Origin of the sequence: Erwinia sp. OLFS4 (genome assembly GCF_002752165.1) — a bacterium.
Classification (GTDB): Bacteria; Pseudomonadota; Gammaproteobacteria; order Enterobacterales; family Enterobacteriaceae; genus Izhakiella.
The window spans coordinates 64,423-81,459 of the sequence record NZ_MOMB01000006.1; the positions used below are offsets into that span (position 1 = coordinate 64,423).

The following is a 17,037-nucleotide window of genomic DNA, read 5'->3' on the forward strand; positions in this document are numbered from 1 at the left end:
AGTCATTTCTGTCTTTCAGGTTAGTGCCCTGGCATAGCCTGCCTTGTAATAACCTTTTCCCGTTATCTGCATGCGCTGAAATCCCAGCGCGAATATTCTGCTGATAATCAACGAGATTCAGTTAATATTCGGTTAAATAACATCCAGTGAACAAATCATTCTGTCTGGTGATTTTCCGGTTAATTCCCTCAACTGCGCCTGCGTATTGATATAAAAATCTCATAAACACTGCGCTTATTATTAAATCAAACTCAATAATTAGAATTATATTATAAGAAAATCCTCATATGGTTATCTTATTACCCTTCATTAATTGACAAAAACTTAATCTATTTAATTAACTGTACTTTTCTTCTCCTTGCTGATTTTTCGTGCCAGGCTATTATTTACAACGCGGCCAAATCAATATTTTCTTTTATCATCTTTTTTTATTTTCTATGCACTGACTTTGCTGGAGTAGCCCGTGCTGATTAAACGTAAACGTATACGTTCACACCTTGAAGATCGCTGGCTTGCGCTGGTCCTGGCGACCAGCGCGGGTACCCTCAATGCCATGGCGCTGGGGGCATTTGGTTTCTTTCCTTCACATATGAGTGGCAATACCTCGCAAATATCAACGGAAGTATCCACATCTAACCTGAAAGATTTGGTGTTTCTCACTACGATTCTGATTGCTTTTATCGCCGGGGCATTTAGCGCACGGGTGACGGTTGCTGCAGGTTTAAACAAAAAGCTGCGCACGATATATTGCCTGATTTTGCTGGCTGAGGGCGCCGCGTTAGCATTACTGTCGCTGTTTGAACTGCGGTTTTATACTGCAGCCGTTAACCGGGAGTCTGTGGTTTTTCTGGCTTTTTTAATGGGTATTCATAATGCAACTTCAACCCAGCTATCAAATGGCCGGGTCCGCTCCACGCATATTACCGGTACAGTTACCGATGCCGGCATTGCGCTCGGCTCAGTCGTCGCTGGCTGGTTGTCGCGTAACGACAAAACAGGCTGGCGTAGCCAGTATATGGTTCTGTCCACGCACCTTACCACGCTCTTTTCCTTTGTCGCCGGCGGCATTGGCGGATTGCTGCTATACCGGCTGGCAGGCTTCAGTGCCATGCTGGCGGTGGGTGTTTTTCTGATGGTAGTAGCAACCAGCGCCATTGTGATTGCACTGTATACTACCCGTAAAAGACGTATACGTAGCAACAGCCCACAAAATGCCTGATTGGCCGCACCTGGCTGACCGGCCGCTGCGCTTACACTGCAACCGTTGATTCGACAGAGGGGTTAACGTTTGCAGGGCCGGGCGGAAACCACAGAGAAAACCGCGAACCACCGCGCGCGCCCCGGCCATAGTCAACATATCCACCGTGCGACATCACAATAGCCCGTACCACCGCCAGCCCCAGGCCGCTGCCACCATTTTGTTGCGAACAGGGGCCATCGCCGCGTGAGAAGGCATCCCATACCCGCGCAGCGGTTTCCGCACCGATGCCTGGTCCTTCATCTTCCACCACGATTAATGCTCCCTGCTGGCGTGCCGTACAGGAGACAATGACACGGCCTGGTACAGCATAACGTCTGGCATTTTCCAGCAGTACCAGTACCGCCTGGCGCAAGCGGGAAGGCTCGCAGTGAATGGCCACGGCCGCCAGCTCCAGTTTCAGTGTGTGATGACTGCGTGTTAAATCATCTTTAACTAATGCCGCCACTGCCTCTATCTCTTTTTCCACCTGGACATGGTCAAAATGCAGCTGCAGATGGCCACTCTGCGCAAGGCTGAGCACGCGCAGATCTTCGATAAGACGCGACAGGCCATCCGTCTGCTTAACCAGATTATGAAATAACTGAGGTTCAGGCTGGAAAATGCCCTCTTCCAGCCCCTGCAAACGCCCGCGCAGGATTGTCACCGGCGTGCGCAATTCATGAGCGATAGCCGCATTCCAGATACGGATTTCCCGCGACATGGCATCCAGTTTTTCTGCCATCAGATTAAAATCGTCCACCAGGCCGCTCATCTCTTTCAGGCGCTGTTCGCCCTTTTGTGCCCGGGCAGACAAATCACCATCGGCCACGCGTCTGGCACTTTCCGCCAGTGAATTTAACGGAAACAGAAGCGTACGGGCAAAGCGAGCAGCAATCGCCACTGAAACCAGCACGGAAAGCAGGGTAGACACAATAATCTGCATCCAGTCCACCGTGGAACCCATATCAATACTTGCCGTGACTGACCGCCCTGAATGCAGCGCAATTACAACGAAATACAGCAAATACACCGCGAATGAGATAAAAAAAGAGTAGAGAGTAATTTTAATAATGACCCAGTTAAGCTGCCGGCTCAGGCTATATAACTTCACGGTTTTCTCCCCAGACGATAACCGAAGCCGCGCACGTTTTGTAACAGTCCGCAGACGCCCTCTTCCTCCAGCTTTTTACGCAATTTGCTAAGATGGCTGTCCACGGTACGCGGTAAAGTTTCACCTTCCGGCATACAGGTTTCCAGTAGTTCATTACGGCTGCAAACCCGGTCCGGCGTCCGTGCCAGGTGCGCCAGCAGGCGAAACTCTGTGGTCGTCAGCTTCATGGCGATGTCCCGGTTGCCCGGACGGACGATCACGCTATGGTTGGCCAGATGAATATCAATCCAGTCGCTGTGAATAACGCCGCTGGCTGTATCACTTTGCACCAGATTCACCCGCCGCAAAATCGCCTGAACACGGGCAACCACTTCAGCAGGATTAAACGGCTTCACCACGTAATCATCAGCCCCGATGCGCAATGCAGAGAGTTTGTCGATATCATCATCATTCGCAGTAAGCATGATCACCGGGGTATCACCCAGCCGACGCAATTCCGCCAGCACCTGCCAGCCGTCCTTCAGCGGCATACGGATATCGAGTATCACCAGCTGTGGCTGCACCGCGTCATAACGGGTCAGTGCTATCGCGCCATTGCTGGCCCTTTCCGTGCGATAGCCTTGCTTTTCCAGATAAGCAATCAGGATAGCGGCAATTTCATCATCATCTTCCACCACTAAAATCGGTTGGTTATGCATATTCGATCGTCCCGCTATGATGGCTCGCGCGGGCAAAGCGGCCGATTATTCATAAATCCCCCCACCCAGCGCTTTATACAGCGTAATGGCATTGTCAATTTCTGCACTACGTAACCTGAGTAATGTCTGTTGTGCCGCATACCACTGCCGCTGTGAATCCAGCAGTTCCAGACGGCTATCCAGCCCGTTCTGATAGCGCAGGCTGGATAATGACAGGCGCTGCCGGGCGCTGGCAACCACCCGTTGTTGTGCAGCACGCTGCAGGCGATAGGTTGCATTACCCGCCAGACCATCTGACACTTCACGGAAAGCCACCTGAATCGCTTTTTCATAATTAACCAGTGCGGCCGATTTTTTTAATCTGGCCAGCGCCAGTTCATTGCGCCCGCGCCCCCCCTGGAATACAGGCAGGTCAATCTGCGGCATAAGCTGCCAGCTGCGGCTACCACTGCTGAATAAATTATTCAGCGCCGCGCTGGCTAATCCAAGTGAGGCCGTTAACGACAGACGCGGGAACAGTGCCGCCCGTACGGCGCCAATATCAGCATTGGCGGCCACTAACTCATGCTCTGCCTGGATAATATCTGGCCGGCGCGTCAGCAGATCCGATGGCAGTCCGGCAGGTAATTCGAGCCGCACGCGGGCATCTTCCAGCGTCGCACTGGCGGCTGGCAGCGCCTGCGTGCTGCCGGTCAGCAGCCCGAGCGCATTGCGGCTGTGCAGCAGCGCCCGTTTATTCTCCTCAACATCAGCTTCAGCACTGGCAACCTGACCTTGCGCCTGCGCCACATCAATAAGACTGCTCTGGTTAGCTGCCTGTCGCTGGTATGTCAACTGCAAAGCATGCTGCCAGTCCGCCAGCACTTTTTCCGCCAGTGTCAGCTGTTCAGCGGCCAGCATCTGGTTATACCAGGCCTGAGCCAGGCTGGCGATCAGCGTAATACGAACGGCACGCTGAGCAGCCTCACTGGCCAGATAGCGTTCGCCTGCCGCCTCGGATAACGACCTGACCCGGCCAAACAGATCGATTTCAAATGCGCTGAGCCCCAGCGTAAGGTTATGTTGTGATGTCGTGCCGCTGTCCCCGCTCAGAAGATTATCCGCAGTCTGTTTCCTGCTCCAGCTGCCGCTGGCCGTCAACGACGGTAGCCGTTCGGCGCGCTGAATACGATATTGTGCCGCTACTATTTCAACCTTAAGCGTTGCCGCACGCAGGTCACGATTGTTGGCTAAGGCGCTAGCAATTATTTGCTGCAAGGCCGGATCGTTAAAAAAAGTCCGCCACCCCAGGTCGGCTGCATTGCCGCCGGCGCTGTCGGCCAGAGCATAGTATGACGCCACTGGCAGCGCCGGTTTATCTAACGGCGGATTCAGAGAACATCCGCCAAGCAGCAACGGCAGCAGAGTCAGATATTGTCTCATGACTTCTCCCGCTGCTCAGATTTGGCCTTCATGGCGTATAAGCGCTGACGGGCCGTCATAACAATGACAAAAAATGCCGGTACAAAAATCACTGCCAGCAACGTGGCGCTGACAATGCCGCCAAATACCCCGATGCCAATTGCACGCTGCGTCTCACTGCTTGCCCCACTGGCAATCATCAGTGGTACCACGCCAAGACCAAAGGCCAGCGAGGTCATAATAATGGGACGTAAACGCATCCTCGCCGCGCTGACTGCTGCCTCTGCTAGCGTTTTTCCCTCTTCATGTAATTTTTTTGCAAACTCTATAATAAGGATGGCGTTTTTCGCCGACAGCCCCATCACGGTCACCATGCCCACTTTAAAAAACACATCATCAGGCATGCCGGCCAGCCAGACGGCACAGACCGCGCCAATCAATCCCAGCGGCACCACTAACATGACAGAGACAGGAATTGCCCAGCTTTCATACAGTGCTGCCAGCACCAGAAACACGACCAGCATAGAGAGTCCCATCAGCAGCGGCGCTTGTGCCGTTGACTGCTGCTCCTGTAATGACTGCCCGCTCCACTCCACGGCAAAGCCTGCGGGTAGCTGTCGGGCAAGCCGTTCCATTTCCTGCATGGCGGCACCACTGGATACACCCGCTGCCGCACTACCGGCTATCCGCATCGCCGGATAGCCCTGGTAACGCACCTGTTGCAACGGCGTCTCTTCCCAGACAGGCGTCACCAGATTCGTTAAGGCAACCATCTGATTATCGTTATTGCGCACGGAGAGTTTGAGGATATCTTCCAGCTGCATCCGTCCTTTCGCCTCCGCCTGCAGGATCACCTGCTGCATACGTCCATTATTCGGAAAGTCATTGATATAAAGCGATCCAACCGCCGCCGTCAGCGTGCTGGTCAGGGTGCTAAACGATACGCCCATTGCACTGGCTTTCTGTCGGTCGATCTCCAGACGGATACTGTTACCAGCCGGTAGCCCTTCGGCATATACCTGCGCTATTTTCGTGCTGCTGGCGGCCAGTGCAATCAGCTGATCTTTCGCCTGTTGCAGCGCGCGATGACCCTTACCTGCGCGATCTTCCAGCCGCAGAGTAAATCCTGAAGAGGTGCCCAGATCTTCAAGCGGCGGCGGCATCAGAGTCATGACATCGCCTTCATTCACCGTCGTCATCTCCTGACTGACGCGCATCATTTCATTAGCCGTACTGGTTGCGCCACGCGCTTTCCAGTCTTTCAGAACGGTAAAAATCAGGGCCGTATTAGCGCCTGATCCTGAAAAACTAAAACCTAAAACCTAAAACCTAAAATCGACAGATTAGTGTCAACCCCCGGCCGGGCATCGACGAAATCTTCATATTTTTTTACCACCGCCAGCGTCCGTTCCTTGGTAGCATCGGCCGGAAGCTGAATATCGGTCATAAAATAGCCTTGATCTTCATCGGGTAAAAAACCTGAAGGCAGCGCGCGGAAGGTCAGCGCCAGCGCAATAAGGATTATCAGAAACAGGGCTAACATACGGCGGGTACGCGTCAGGGTGCCGCCAACCCAATGCTGATAACGCCGGGTAATACCCTCAAATCCACGATTAAAGGCAGCAAAAAAACCACGCTGCGCGTGTGAAACCGGCAGGTCATTCAGTAAGCTGGCGCACAGCGCCGGCGTCAGGGTTAGAGCCAGCAATGCAGAAAAAAGGATCGCGGTAGCCATGGTAAAAGCAAACTGACGATATATGACGCCGACCGAACCGCTCGCCAGCCCCATCGGGATAAACACGGCAGTCAGTACCAGCGTCACGCCAATCACCGCACCAGTAATTTCATCCATCGCCGCAACGGTGGCGGCGCGCGCACCCAGCTGCCGTTCGCGCATGATGCGTTCGACGTTTTCCACCACCACAATGGCATCATCGACAATAATACCGATGGCAAGCACCATGCCGAACATAGTCAGCACGTTGACGGAGAAGCCAGCGAGCAACATGACGAATAATGTGCCGGCCAGCGCGATAGGCGCGACTATCGCCGGAATAAAGGTGTAACGTACGTTTTGTAAAAACAGATACATCACCAGAAACACCAGCACCATGGCTTCCAGCAGCGTCTGGATCACCTTTGCGACCGACAGCTTTACAAAAGGCGCTACATCGAAAGGCAGGGTGTAAGCGATATCCTCCGGCATCGATCCGCTCAGCACCTGCATACGCGCCTTTACCGCTGCCGCCGTTTTAATTGCATTTCCTCCTGGTGATAACTGGATAGCCACCCCTGTGGAATTCTGACCTTTTTCCCGCACAGCGAAATTGTAAGCCTGAGCACCGAGTTCAACCCGGGCCACATCCGCCAGCCTGACGCGCGAGCCGTCTTTGTTTGCGCGCAATACAATCGCAGCGAAGGCCTCAGGGGTGGTCAGCTGCCCTTCAACCCGCAGTGGAATCGTCACTTGCTGGCCAGCAACGGTGGGTTCATCACCGGTGCGCCCTGGTGAAATTTGCGCGTTTTGCTGGGAAATGGCGCTGGCCAGATCCTCCATGGTCAGTCCAAAGGACGCCAGCTTTGTCGGGTCGGCCCAAATGCGCATGGCACTTTCAGCGCCAAACAGCTGTACACGACCCACGCCATTAATCCGCCGTAACTCGGCAGAGAGGTTACGCGCCATATAGTCACTGAGTGCTTCGCTGCTGGTTTTGCCCGTGCGTGAAATCAGGCTGACTATCATCAGAAAACCGGAACTGGCTGACTCAACCATCAGGCCATTTTGTCTGACCGCCATCGGCAAACGCGGCTCAATAATTTTGAGGCGATTTTGCACATCAATTTGTGCCATTTCCGGGTCAGTACCGGGACGAAAAGTCACGGTAATCGTCGCCTGGCCCGATGTATCGGTAGCTGATTCAAAGTAGAGCAAATTTTTCACCCCCGACAGCTCACGTTCAATCAGACCCACCACCGAATCATTCATCGTCTGTGTTGCCGCACCGGGATAAAAGGCCGTTATCGTCACCGCCGGCGGCGCAACCGACGGGTAACGCGCAACCGGCAGCTGAGGAATAGCAATCACCCCTGACAAAATGATAAATAGCGCCAGCACCCAGGCAAACACCGGACGCTTAATAAAGAAGCGGGCCATGCTCAATCACTCCCTGTCGTCTTGATCGCCGGCCCGGCGGGCATTGTCCACGGCACCACGCTGACCACCGTGCCTTCTTTCAGCTTTTGTGCCCCCTGAACTACCACCCTGGCCCCCGCCGTCAGCCCATGCTGAATGCGATACTGATCGCCCATGCTTTCTGCCAGATCCACCGCTACCCGGGTCGCCTGCTGATTTTCGTTAATCAGCCATAGCGTGGTTTTCTCCGCCGTACGCTGTACCGCCTGCTGGGGGACCAGCAATGCCTGCTCATAACAGCGACGTGGGATTTTTACGCGAACAAACATACCCGGAAGCAGCACAGATTGTGGGTTTTCCACTTCAATGCGGATCAACACTTCGCCGGTACCGGCATCGACCGAAAGGCCTGAAAACAGGATGCGGCCGGGTTGCGGATAGGGAGTGCCATTAGCCTGAAAAATCGTTACCGGCAATAGCGGTTGTGGCTGCTGCTGCTCTGCCAGCTGCTGGCGTAACTCGTCATACACTGCCGCCGGTTGCCTGACGTCAACATAGAGCGGATCGGTCTGATAAATGCGCGCCAGCGGCATATTGTCGCTGGCAGTAACGTAAGCCCCCTCGCTCACCAGCGCTTCATCAATACGTCCTGAAATTGGCGCCGTCACCGTGGCAAAACTGAGATCAAGCTGTTTACGTGCCAGCGTTGCCTGCGCCTGTGCAACTTCGGCCGCAGCCTGTTTTTCGCTGAACACCGCATCGTCGTAACGCTGACGGCTCACGGCCTGTGATTGCATGAGTGGCAATAATCGTACCCGCTGCTGGCGCGCCTTTTCCCACGCTGCCTGCATACGCAACAACGTCGCCGCCGCACTGTCTTTGTCAGCCTTAAAAGGGGCGGTATTGATCTGAAACAGCGGTGTACCACGGCGGATGTCACTGCCCTGCGTAAACAAACGATGCTGAATAATGCCGCTCACCTGTGGGCGGATCTCTGCGCGGCGTGGTGCGGTCACCCGCCCTGATAAAATATCGCTGATGATAACCTGCTGAGGCGTGATTACCTGTACGGCAACCTGTGGTGCCGTCACCGCTGCTGGCGCTTCCTTTTTATCACAGGCGCTCAGCACAGCGCAGGCCGACACCAACGCGGTCACTATCACCCATTTACGTTGCGCTGACATAAACGTCTCTCGTTGATGAAAAAATTCAGTCTGATGGCAGAGCTTAATCGCTGGGTGTGGGTGTTAAGTCGGTGAACGGTGGAGAATCGGTGGAAAAATGAAAAAAATCTGCTGATGGTGTGCGCTGGCACGTACCGCCTAAACCACAGGCGGCTGGGTGAGGCCCTCTTACCGCCGTCCATCGCGTAAACCATAGGCGCGCGGACGGCGGCCTGTTATTAATTATCCGGCCAGGCCACCGCGGGAATACCATTGAGTAACGGTGCCGCAAACAGGAAGCCCTGGAAGGTGGAAATACCGGCTGCCTCCAGCCACATCCACTCCTCCGTTTTCTCCACGCCGGAGGCCGTCAGGCCTATTTCAAGCGAGGCACAGCAGCGGATAATCGCGTGTACAATGGCCTGTCTGGGGCCGCTACGATGCACGTCATTGATAATACTGCGATTGATTTTTATTCTGTCGGGCTGGAAACGCGCCAGCAACTGCAAACCGGCAACACCGGCGCCAAAATCATCAATACCAAGACTGATACCGGCGGCTTTCAGCTGACGGATCGCCGCGCTAAACGCATCAGGACGGGATATGACGTCCTTTTCGCTAAACTCAATGATGATTTGTTGCGGAACCAGACCACTGTCAACGATCCCACGCAGCAGACGCTCAACGGCATCCGGCACCATCACCAGCGACATTGGCAGTAAATTTATCGTCAGAGACTGCTCACCAATTGCCAGTCGCTTAGCCATCGCAAACGCCTGCATTTTACTGTTGAGGTCGGCCTCATACAGACTGTCTGCCGGCAGCCCGGCCAGATAGTGTTCTGCTAACGCTCCCTCAGGGGTACGAATCAGCGCTTCCAGCGAGATGATGCGACGGGCAAACGGGTCAACCACCGGCTGAAAGGCAAAGCGGCAGTCAGCTGACGGGTGGGTAGCCGCGACGGTTTTCCCCCTGGCATCATCATCGTGAGCAAACAGCCAGTAGTCCGGCCGCGGGATTTCATAATAGGTTTCCTTTTCGGTCGCTTCAACAAAGGTACGCAAAAAACGCAGCGCCCGATCGTCATAAGTCAGCTGGTAGGCTGACGTTCCCTTATCCAGTACCGCCTGCAGCACGCGCGCTCTTTCATGTTCACGCAGGTCGAACAATTCCATGCCACTGTTTCCAAAACGCCGTTCAGGGGCATAATCGCGCATCAGTTCAACAATATTATGGTGACGCCGATCTTCATAGATACGATTATAGATAGCCACTACGGCGCTTTCCGGGCCTTCAAGCAGCTGGAAAAAATGGGTGCCGTTAAACAGCAAAATACCTGTCACATCACACCGTTCATTTTTTTTATTTGCCAATGCCACCATTTCTTCAATTTCTTTTAATGGCACGTCATCGCAGATATGGCTGCGGTAAATCAGCGTGGAGAGCATGGGAAAATCCTGAGAACCGGTAGGTATAGAAGGCACAAGGTAACAGAATCCAGCCGCTGGTTATACCTGGCTGTTATCCGGCTCAGTAGCCAGATGTTGCCGGCTATCCGCCGGAATCCACCGCAGCCAGTGAAGCACTGGTGGTCTATTTTGCCAGCGGCAGGTCCTGAAATCGGGTGGTATAAGCCGGTGAAAGCATTTCCCTTTTCATGGCCCAGCCGGGTTCAATGCCCTGTCCGGCAAACCAGACTTTTCCTTTCCCGGAGGTATTTATCCGATCAATCGTCTGCATTAAGGCCGCACTGTTGGCTCGCGGAGCGTTATCATCAAACAGATTGAGCTGCGCCACGCCATTGCTAAAAAAATCGGCCAGCATGACACCGGCTTTGATATAACGATGTCCGTTTATCCATATCCGATCCAGCGCCTGAGTGGCGGCGCGTATAATATCCCGGGTGTCATTGGTCGGCGTCATTAACTTTGTCGATGCCTGGTTACCATAATACTGCTCCTGCCGGGCATGAGGACTGGTACGCAGAAACACGCTGACAAAACAACAAAACTGGCGCTCACGCCGTAGTTTTTCCGCCGCGCGCTCTGCATAGGCACAGACAGCCTGATGCATATGCTCATAATGCGTAACACGATGGCCAAAGGAACGACTACAGACAATCTGCTGCCTGCTGGAGGCAAATTCTTCCAGCGCCAGGCAAGGCTCACCACGCAGTTCACGCGCGGTTCTTTCTAATACCACATTAAAATGTTTTCTGATAACCCACGATGAGCTTTCAGCCAGCGCCAGTGCTGAATCAATCCCCATGTCATTGAGCCGCTTAGCAATACGTTTGCCGACGCCCCAGACCGCCGCGACCGGTACCCTGGCCAGCAGCGGACGTCGCTGGCTATCATCCGATAAACCAACCACTCCACCACTATCAGGCCGTTGTTTAGCAACATAATTTGCCAGCTTGGCCAGCGTTTTAGTTTGCGCAATACCCACGCCAACGCTAAGTCCGGTGTTTCGGTATACCTGACGGCGCATTTGGTGACCGAAATCCGTTAAAGACATGCCGTCAACAGCGGCAGATGGGGCAAGATGTACAAAAGCCTCATCAATAGAATAAATTTCCAGTGACGGCGACAGCGCCATCAGCGTCTGCATCACGCGTTCACTAAGATCAGCATAAAGCGCATAGTTAGAACTGAATACATGAACCGGCGCGCGGTAACTGTTATTTTTTATTTTAAAATAGGGCTCTCCCATTTTTATGCCGAGTAATCTGGCTTCTGCAGAGCGTGAAATGACACAGCCATCGTTATTCGATACCACGACCACTGCCTGCCCCCGCAGATCGGGACGAAAAATCGTTTCACATGACGCATAAAAGCTATTCACATCCACCAGCGCAAACATGTTATTTGTGCGTTTTCAGAGAGAAGGTCACCACGCCGAATATTTCCAGCTGTTCTTCATGCTGAAACACCAGCGGCGCATAATGATGATTATGTGCAACCAGCTGCAGCGACGGACGGGTACGCAGCTCTTTTACGGTAAACTCACCGGCCACCGCAGCCACAACAATATCGCCATGACGCGGCGTCAGGGAACGATCGACGACCAGTAAATCACCATCAGCGATGCCCACACCCCGCATGGAATCACCGCTGACCCGGATAAAGTATGTGGCATTGGGATGCTTTATCAGAAGCTTACTGAGATCGAGCCGCTCCTCAATATAGTCCTGCGCCGGACTGGGAAAACCACAGGGAACACGCTCAGTAAAAAGCGGCAGGCTGGCTGCCATGTGACCCAGGCAAGGTTTAATCATGTGCATAATAGTGACCCTTTTAACTGTATTTATATACAGTATCACTAAAGGCAACTCACGATCAAGCACCCGGTAAAAGGTTTCCAAAAAGCGTCTGAATTTACGATGAATTTAACTCTTCGTGATGGGGATAACCGCCCTGTTCCGCCACCAGCCTGTCGCGGACGCATGGCACGCTATACGCACCATGATGCCGATAACTGCATGACCGGAAGTCACATCAGCAGAAAAAAAGCGGTCGGGTTGAGGGGATTATTGTAGCGCCGCGCAGTGGGTGAAAATGTCCGGTTGCCAGCCCTCGCCAGCAACCGGACATGCCCCCGTCAGAATCAAGCAGCGGCGGATTCTGCTGGGGTTACCTTACTCCCCGCTTAGCCACGGGGGATCTGCTGGGTAATACAGTGGATATTGCCCCCTCCCAGCAAGATTTCACGCGCGGCAACGCCGGTAATCAGATAATCAGGGAAAATCTGCTGCAACAGATCCTGTGCCTGGCGGTCAGTTTGCGCATCAAGCAGAGGGAAAATAATCTGCTGATTGCTCACCAGATAGTTAACGTATGAGCCGGCCAGACGCTGTCCGGCCTGACGTGAAATCGCATTTCCCTTACTCAGACCCGCCGTTTCTTCGCTACTGGCATACTGGACCGGCGGTGCCGGCATTTTCCACACTTTCAGCCGGCGCCCTTTGGCGTCGACCGCCTGCTCAAGCACCGCCAAAGCCGCCCGCGAACGAGCATATTGCGGATCGGCTGGATCATCGCACCAATGCAGGATGACTTCACCCGGGCGGGCAAAACAGCACATGTTATCGATGTGACCATCCGTTTCGTCGCAATAAACCCCGTGCGGCAACCAGATAAAGTGCGTAACGCCAAGAAACTGACTGAGCAGGCTTTCAATCGCCTCTTGCGACAGCTGAGGGTTGCGGTTCGGATTAAGCAGGCATTCTGCCGTGGTCAGCAGAGTACCTTCCCCGTCACAATGAACAGAACCGCCTTCCAGTATCAGCGGCGCAGCCAGCCGCGGAATGCCAAGGTGCGCCAGAACCGCAGCGGCCACCTTGTCATCCTGAGCCCAGTCATCATACAGACCGTCAGCCACACCGCCCCAGGCGTTAAACTGCCAGTCGATACCTTTGCGCTGCCCCCCGGCGGTGACCACTATCGTCGGCCCGGTGTCGCGCATCCAGGCGTCATCACTGGCCATTTCCACCAGCGTCACCCGCGGGTCCATCACCTGCTGAGCCTCGGCCAGCATAGCGGGCGGAACCCCCATAAAAACCGGCGTACGCGCGCTAATGGCCGCCGCTACGGCAGCAAAAGCCCGCTGCGCCGGTCGGGCCTGTTCGCGCCAGTTGTCCGGACGATGGGGCCACAACATCCATACGGCCTGATGCGGCTCCCACTCTCCGGGCATTCTTACTGTGGCGTCAGTCGCCATATCAGTTGCTCCTGGGTTTACCATCAGAGGTGGCGATATAACCGTACATTTCCGGACGACGGTCACGGAACAGTCCCCAGGCTGCGCGCTGTGCGGCGATGGCCTGCAAGTCAAACTCATGCACCAGCACGCACTCTTCTGTTTTACCGGCCTGAGCCACCAGCGCCCCGGTCTGATCGGCAATAAACGACGAACCATAAAAGGTCATTTCCAGTCCATCAATATATTTACTGCTTTCAGTGCCAATACGATTAGAGGCAATAACCGGTATCAGATTAGCCGCCGCATGGCCCTGCTGCACCCGGGTCCAGTGGGGCTGGCTGTCAATCTCCGGATAAGCCGGTTCCGAGCCAATTGCCGTCGGATAAAAAATCACCTCAGCGCCCATCAGCGCCAGGCTGCGAGCCGTCTCCGGAAACCACTGGTCCCAGCAAATGCCAACGCCGACTTTAGCATAGCGGGTTTGCCACACCTTAAAACCACTGTCACCAGGGATAAAAAATTGTTTTTCCTGGTAGGCCGGACCGTTGGGGATATGCGTTTTGCGGTAAGTATCCAGCACGCTGCCATCGGCATCAATCATCACCAGTGAATTGTAATAGGCGTTGTTGGCACGCTCAAAAAAGCTCAGCGGCAGAACCACTTCCAGCTCAGCGGCCAGCGCGGAAAAATGCTTGATAAGAGGACTATGATCAACCTCTTCAGCTAGCGCATAGTGCTCAGGACTCTGGTCGATACAGAAATAGGGGGCGGCAAACAGCTCCTGAATCAGGATAATCCTGGCCCCCTGCGCATGGGCCTGTCTGATCAGTTTTTCGGCGGTTTGAATATTTTTCGGCAGGTCCCAGCTGCACGCCATCTGCGTTGCAGCAACGGTCACTTTTGTCATAAGGCCCTCTTTGCCATGCGGTTAAATAAACTTCAGTGATAGAAAAACGGCCGTAATCCATCATGGCTTGTTGCGCAGGTCCTTATGCAGCCCGTCGGCTGCACGCGTTATACACGTGTGCAGCCCTGTTGCCAATATGCGCACGAAATAAAAAAACACCCGGTTTATTATGGCCGGTGTGACAGCGTAAAGTGTAACATCGGTGACGGTTTTCTGCCGTAAAAGCAGAGAGATGACCCGGCCTCAACCGGTAGCCGCTGACGGCGGCCACCGGGGGAACGATCAGACATGACCACCCTGAGAGGTTTCCGCTATCGCTGTCGGATTGCGTAGCAAATATTCTTTGAGAATACCGTGTTTCGCCATCACCCAGACCACACCGGCAAACACCAGAAATTCTGCCAGCACCAGGGAACTGGCGGCACCGATAGCACCAAATTTCCACGCCAGCAGACCACATACCGGCAGGTTGATCAGACCCGCTGCCAGCATCACATACATACGCTGACGAGCCAGTCCGTGGGGGATGAGGATCTGCAGACCCGCCGGGTAGCTGACGTTGCCAAAGATAAAGCCACATACCGCAACGCGCAGTACATTAGCCGATTCATGGAAAGCTGGCCCCAGCAGAATACGTACAATAAGATCGGCAAAAAAGAAGGTAAACACCACGATAAATAGGCTGATCAGAAACGAAAAAGAGATACTTTTGCGGGTTGCCGCAACCGCTGCCGGACGATCGCGGTGAAACAGAAAACTCACCCGGGGGAAAAAAGCGTTACCAATCTGCTCCGGCAATGAATTCGCCGCTTTTTTCAGTCGATCAGCACCATTATATAACCCCACCATATAAGTGCTGGTGGCACTGGCCAGGATCAGAACGTTAATGTTGTTGAACATATTGGCGCCGAAAATCGCCAGAAAAACATGCAAGCTGTCTTTAATACGCTGCCAGATTTCCGCAAGTTCAAAGCGATAAAACCCAATAACCCGCATTTTAACCACCAGTACCAGCGTGATCATGGCGGAAATAATCATCGTCAGCCCTGGGATCAGGGCCGCCAGCCAGGTATCATCCGGCCCTTTTACCAGCAGGAAGGTTAACGGGATAGAACAAAACTGACCAATCGTCGAGACGATCGCCGTTTTGCCTAGCTTCTCATAACCCTGCATCAGCCAGCCAAATGAAAACAGGCCGCCAAATAGCACGGTGGAATTAGCCAGTACAATGAAAAACAGATGATGCCATTGCGGACGGAACCAGGTGGCCAGCAGCAAAACGCCGAGGGTTGAACAGCCTAGTAACAATTTGGCATTAAATGTTGACCAGAATAGCTGGGTCACCCGGGCCGGATCATCGCGGTGATGGGCGATATCTTTGGTGGTATAAACGTTAAAACCCCAGTCAGAAATGGTACTGCAATACAGTACACAGGCGATACCCAGTGCCAGTAACCCCATATGTTCCACACCCAGTACGCGCGCAAGATAAGGCAGCGTAACCAGAGGAAAAATAAATGAGGCACCACGGTACGCCAGCAGCGAGACAATATTAACTACCAGACCTTTATCAAAAACTTTAGCCATTAGCTATAGACCTCATTATGTCTCACTATCATGCCGCTTTTTTGTAGCCACGTTTAATCCGGACCAGCTGAGCGTACAGCTGCGGTTGATTTAACAGTAACCAGTCTACCAGGCTACCCGCTTTCAGGTTTTTACCAAGAGAATGAATAGCCTCCGTGACGTAATGCGGTACCGGCGTGCCGTTGGCCAGTGATAAGTGAATCATCAGGCGAAATGAATGGAGCAGATAAAGCTGGCGCAGCTGGCGCCGTTCCTGCTCATCCGTCACCAGTTGATTCAGCTTTTCATAACTTTCAACAAAAGCGTCATAGCGCCGGCGGAAAAAGGCGTCCCCTTTGGTACTGTTGGTTAACGATCCCTGGCGCACCCGCTGACGGTAATAAATATGCCGGCTGACCCAGGCATGATGGCAACGCAAAAAAGCTTCCAGCGTAAAGCTGTGGTCTTCGTGCAGGCGGGCAACATATTTCATCTGGTATTCAGTAATCACCTGGCGACGCAGGACATAATTCCAGGTGGCTGAGGTATAGGCGCCGCTGCGCAGTAAGCCAGATAGCACGCGACGTGCTGGCAGCAAACCAAACTGATGATGTTCAACCTTCGACCAGGTTTGCGCCGGATTATCATCATCAAACATTAACGAGTTAAAACAGAACAGTTCCAGCTGCGGATGCTGACTGACGACCTCGCTGAGTTCAGCAAAAAAACCCTCACAAACCACATCATCCGGATCGCAGCAAAAGATGAACTCCCCTTGCGCCATGGCAATGCCGGTGTCACGCGCATTACCCAGTCCGCCGTTCGCAATAGTGACGATCTTTACCCGCTCGTCATCAGCGTAATGTTTTTCCAGTAAGGCCAGGGTACCATCAGTCGAACCATCGTTAATCACGATCAGCTCATTCGGCGCCGGAATTTGGTGATGCCTCCAATTAGTAGAACATGTGTTTCTCGATAAACGCTCCAATGACTTTTTCGTGGATCTCAACTGAGCGCGAAAAGCAGATTGTTTTACGAGCCAACCGTTTAATGCGGGTGCGGAGCGTCAGGTTATTACGTTCAATGCGTTGGGTGAAAATTTTGCCCGTCAGATGCT

General features: G+C 53.5%; 13 protein-coding genes and 1 pseudogene. 1 reads left to right on the top strand and 13 read right to left on the bottom strand.

Features of this window, described 5'->3' with window-relative positions:
- The first annotated feature begins 463 nt into the window (after positions 1 to 463).
- Complete coding sequence (locus BL249_RS03010; RefSeq protein WP_099704485.1) at positions 464 to 1,219, top strand: YoaK family protein; 756 nt, start codon at positions 464 to 466, stop codon at positions 1,217 to 1,219.
- Positions 1,220 to 1,250: 31 nt separating this feature from the next.
- Here the strand turns inward: BL249_RS03010 and BL249_RS03015 are convergent, their stop codons facing one another.
- The 13 genes and pseudogenes from BL249_RS03015 to BL249_RS03075 form a co-directional block, all read right to left on the bottom strand.
- Positions 1,251 to 2,351 carry an ATP-binding protein gene (locus BL249_RS03015; protein WP_099704486.1) on the bottom strand — a complete coding sequence of 367 codons (1,101 nt, stop codon included), beginning with the start codon at positions 2,349 to 2,351 and terminating at the stop codon, positions 1,251 to 1,253.
- Positions 2,348 to 3,049, bottom strand: a complete 702-nt coding sequence (locus tag BL249_RS03020) for a response regulator (protein WP_099704487.1) — start codon at positions 3,047 to 3,049, stop codon at positions 2,348 to 2,350. Before BL249_RS03020 ends, BL249_RS03015 begins: the two co-directional genes overlap by 4 nt.
- A 45-nt stretch (positions 3,050 to 3,094) precedes the next feature.
- Entirely contained in the window at positions 3,095 to 4,471 is a 1,377-nt protein-coding gene (locus BL249_RS03025; RefSeq protein WP_099704488.1) for an efflux transporter outer membrane subunit, read from the bottom strand.
- A pseudogene (locus BL249_RS03030) lies at positions 4,468 to 7,604 on the bottom strand (multidrug efflux RND transporter permease subunit). The gene BL249_RS03025 and the pseudogene BL249_RS03030 overlap by 4 nt, the downstream one beginning before the upstream one ends.
- 2 nt (positions 7,605 to 7,606) lie before the next feature.
- Positions 7,607 to 8,767: an efflux RND transporter periplasmic adaptor subunit gene (locus tag BL249_RS03035; RefSeq protein ID WP_099716795.1), complete on the bottom strand. Its 1,161-nt coding sequence runs from the start codon at positions 8,765 to 8,767 to the stop codon at positions 7,607 to 7,609.
- A gap of 218 nt (positions 8,768 to 8,985) precedes the next feature.
- Positions 8,986 to 10,194, bottom strand: coding sequence for a diguanylate phosphodiesterase (locus BL249_RS03040; RefSeq protein WP_099704490.1), 1,209 nt, complete (start codon positions 10,192 to 10,194; stop codon positions 8,986 to 8,988).
- Between the two features lie 145 nt (positions 10,195 to 10,339).
- A complete protein-coding gene (gene umuC, locus BL249_RS03045) occupies positions 10,340 to 11,608 on the bottom strand; it encodes a translesion error-prone DNA polymerase V subunit UmuC (protein ID WP_099704491.1) in 1,269 nt (422 codons plus the stop codon).
- Position 11,609: 1 nt separating this feature from the next.
- Positions 11,610 to 12,029, bottom strand: coding sequence for a translesion error-prone DNA polymerase V autoproteolytic subunit (gene umuD / locus BL249_RS03050; RefSeq protein ID WP_099704492.1), 420 nt, complete (start codon positions 12,027 to 12,029; stop codon positions 11,610 to 11,612).
- Between the two features lie 365 nt (positions 12,030 to 12,394).
- Positions 12,395 to 13,465 carry an agmatine deiminase gene (gene aguA / locus BL249_RS03055; protein WP_199073422.1) on the bottom strand — a complete coding sequence of 357 codons (1,071 nt, stop codon included), beginning with the start codon at positions 13,463 to 13,465 and terminating at the stop codon, positions 12,395 to 12,397.
- Between the two features lies 1 nt (position 13,466).
- Complete coding sequence (aguB, locus tag BL249_RS03060) at positions 13,467 to 14,354, bottom strand: N-carbamoylputrescine amidase (protein ID WP_099704494.1); 888 nt, start codon at positions 14,352 to 14,354, stop codon at positions 13,467 to 13,469.
- Positions 14,355 to 14,636: 282 nt separating this feature from the next.
- The gene (locus BL249_RS03065; protein WP_099704495.1) at positions 14,637 to 15,941 is read right to left on the bottom strand and encodes a flippase; all 1,305 of its coding nucleotides are present in this window, start codon (positions 15,939 to 15,941) and stop codon (positions 14,637 to 14,639) included.
- 28 nt (positions 15,942 to 15,969) lie between these two features.
- The gene (locus tag BL249_RS03070) at positions 15,970 to 16,929 is read right to left on the bottom strand and encodes a glycosyltransferase (protein ID WP_099704496.1); all 960 of its coding nucleotides are present in this window, start codon (positions 16,927 to 16,929) and stop codon (positions 15,970 to 15,972) included.
- On the bottom strand, positions 16,874 to 17,037 hold a 164-nt coding region (locus tag BL249_RS03075), incomplete at its 5' end, for an IS1 family transposase (RefSeq protein ID WP_241898819.1). The genes BL249_RS03075 and BL249_RS03070, both read right to left, overlap by 56 nt.

What these genes read in the sequence shown, in the direction of transcription:
- BL249_RS03040 (WP_099704490.1), bottom strand. Translation starts at nt 10,194, where the DNA reads ATGCTCTCCACGCTGATTTACCGCAGCCATATCTGCGATGACGTGCCA.
- BL249_RS03020 (WP_099704487.1), bottom strand. Translation starts at nt 3,049, where the DNA reads ATGCATAACCAACCGATTTTAGTGGTGGAAGATGATGATGAAATTGCC.
- BL249_RS03035 (WP_099716795.1), bottom strand. Translation starts at nt 8,767, where the DNA reads ATGTCAGCGCAACGTAAATGGGTGATAGTGACCGCGTTGGTGTCGGCC.
- aguB (WP_099704494.1), bottom strand. Translation starts at nt 14,354, where the DNA reads ATGACAAAAGTGACCGTTGCTGCAACGCAGATGGCGTGCAGCTGGGAC.
- umuC (WP_099704491.1), bottom strand. Translation starts at nt 11,608, where the DNA reads ATGTTTGCGCTGGTGGATGTGAATAGCTTTTATGCGTCATGTGAAACG.
- umuD (WP_099704492.1), bottom strand. Translation starts at nt 12,029, where the DNA reads ATGCACATGATTAAACCTTGCCTGGGTCACATGGCAGCCAGCCTGCCG.
- BL249_RS03025 (WP_099704488.1), bottom strand. Translation starts at nt 4,471, where the DNA reads ATGAGACAATATCTGACTCTGCTGCCGTTGCTGCTTGGCGGATGTTCT.
- aguA (WP_199073422.1), bottom strand. Translation starts at nt 13,465, where the DNA reads ATGGCGACTGACGCCACAGTAAGAATGCCCGGAGAGTGGGAGCCGCAT.
- BL249_RS03065 (WP_099704495.1), bottom strand. Translation starts at nt 15,941, where the DNA reads ATGGCTAAAGTTTTTGATAAAGGTCTGGTAGTTAATATTGTCTCGCTG.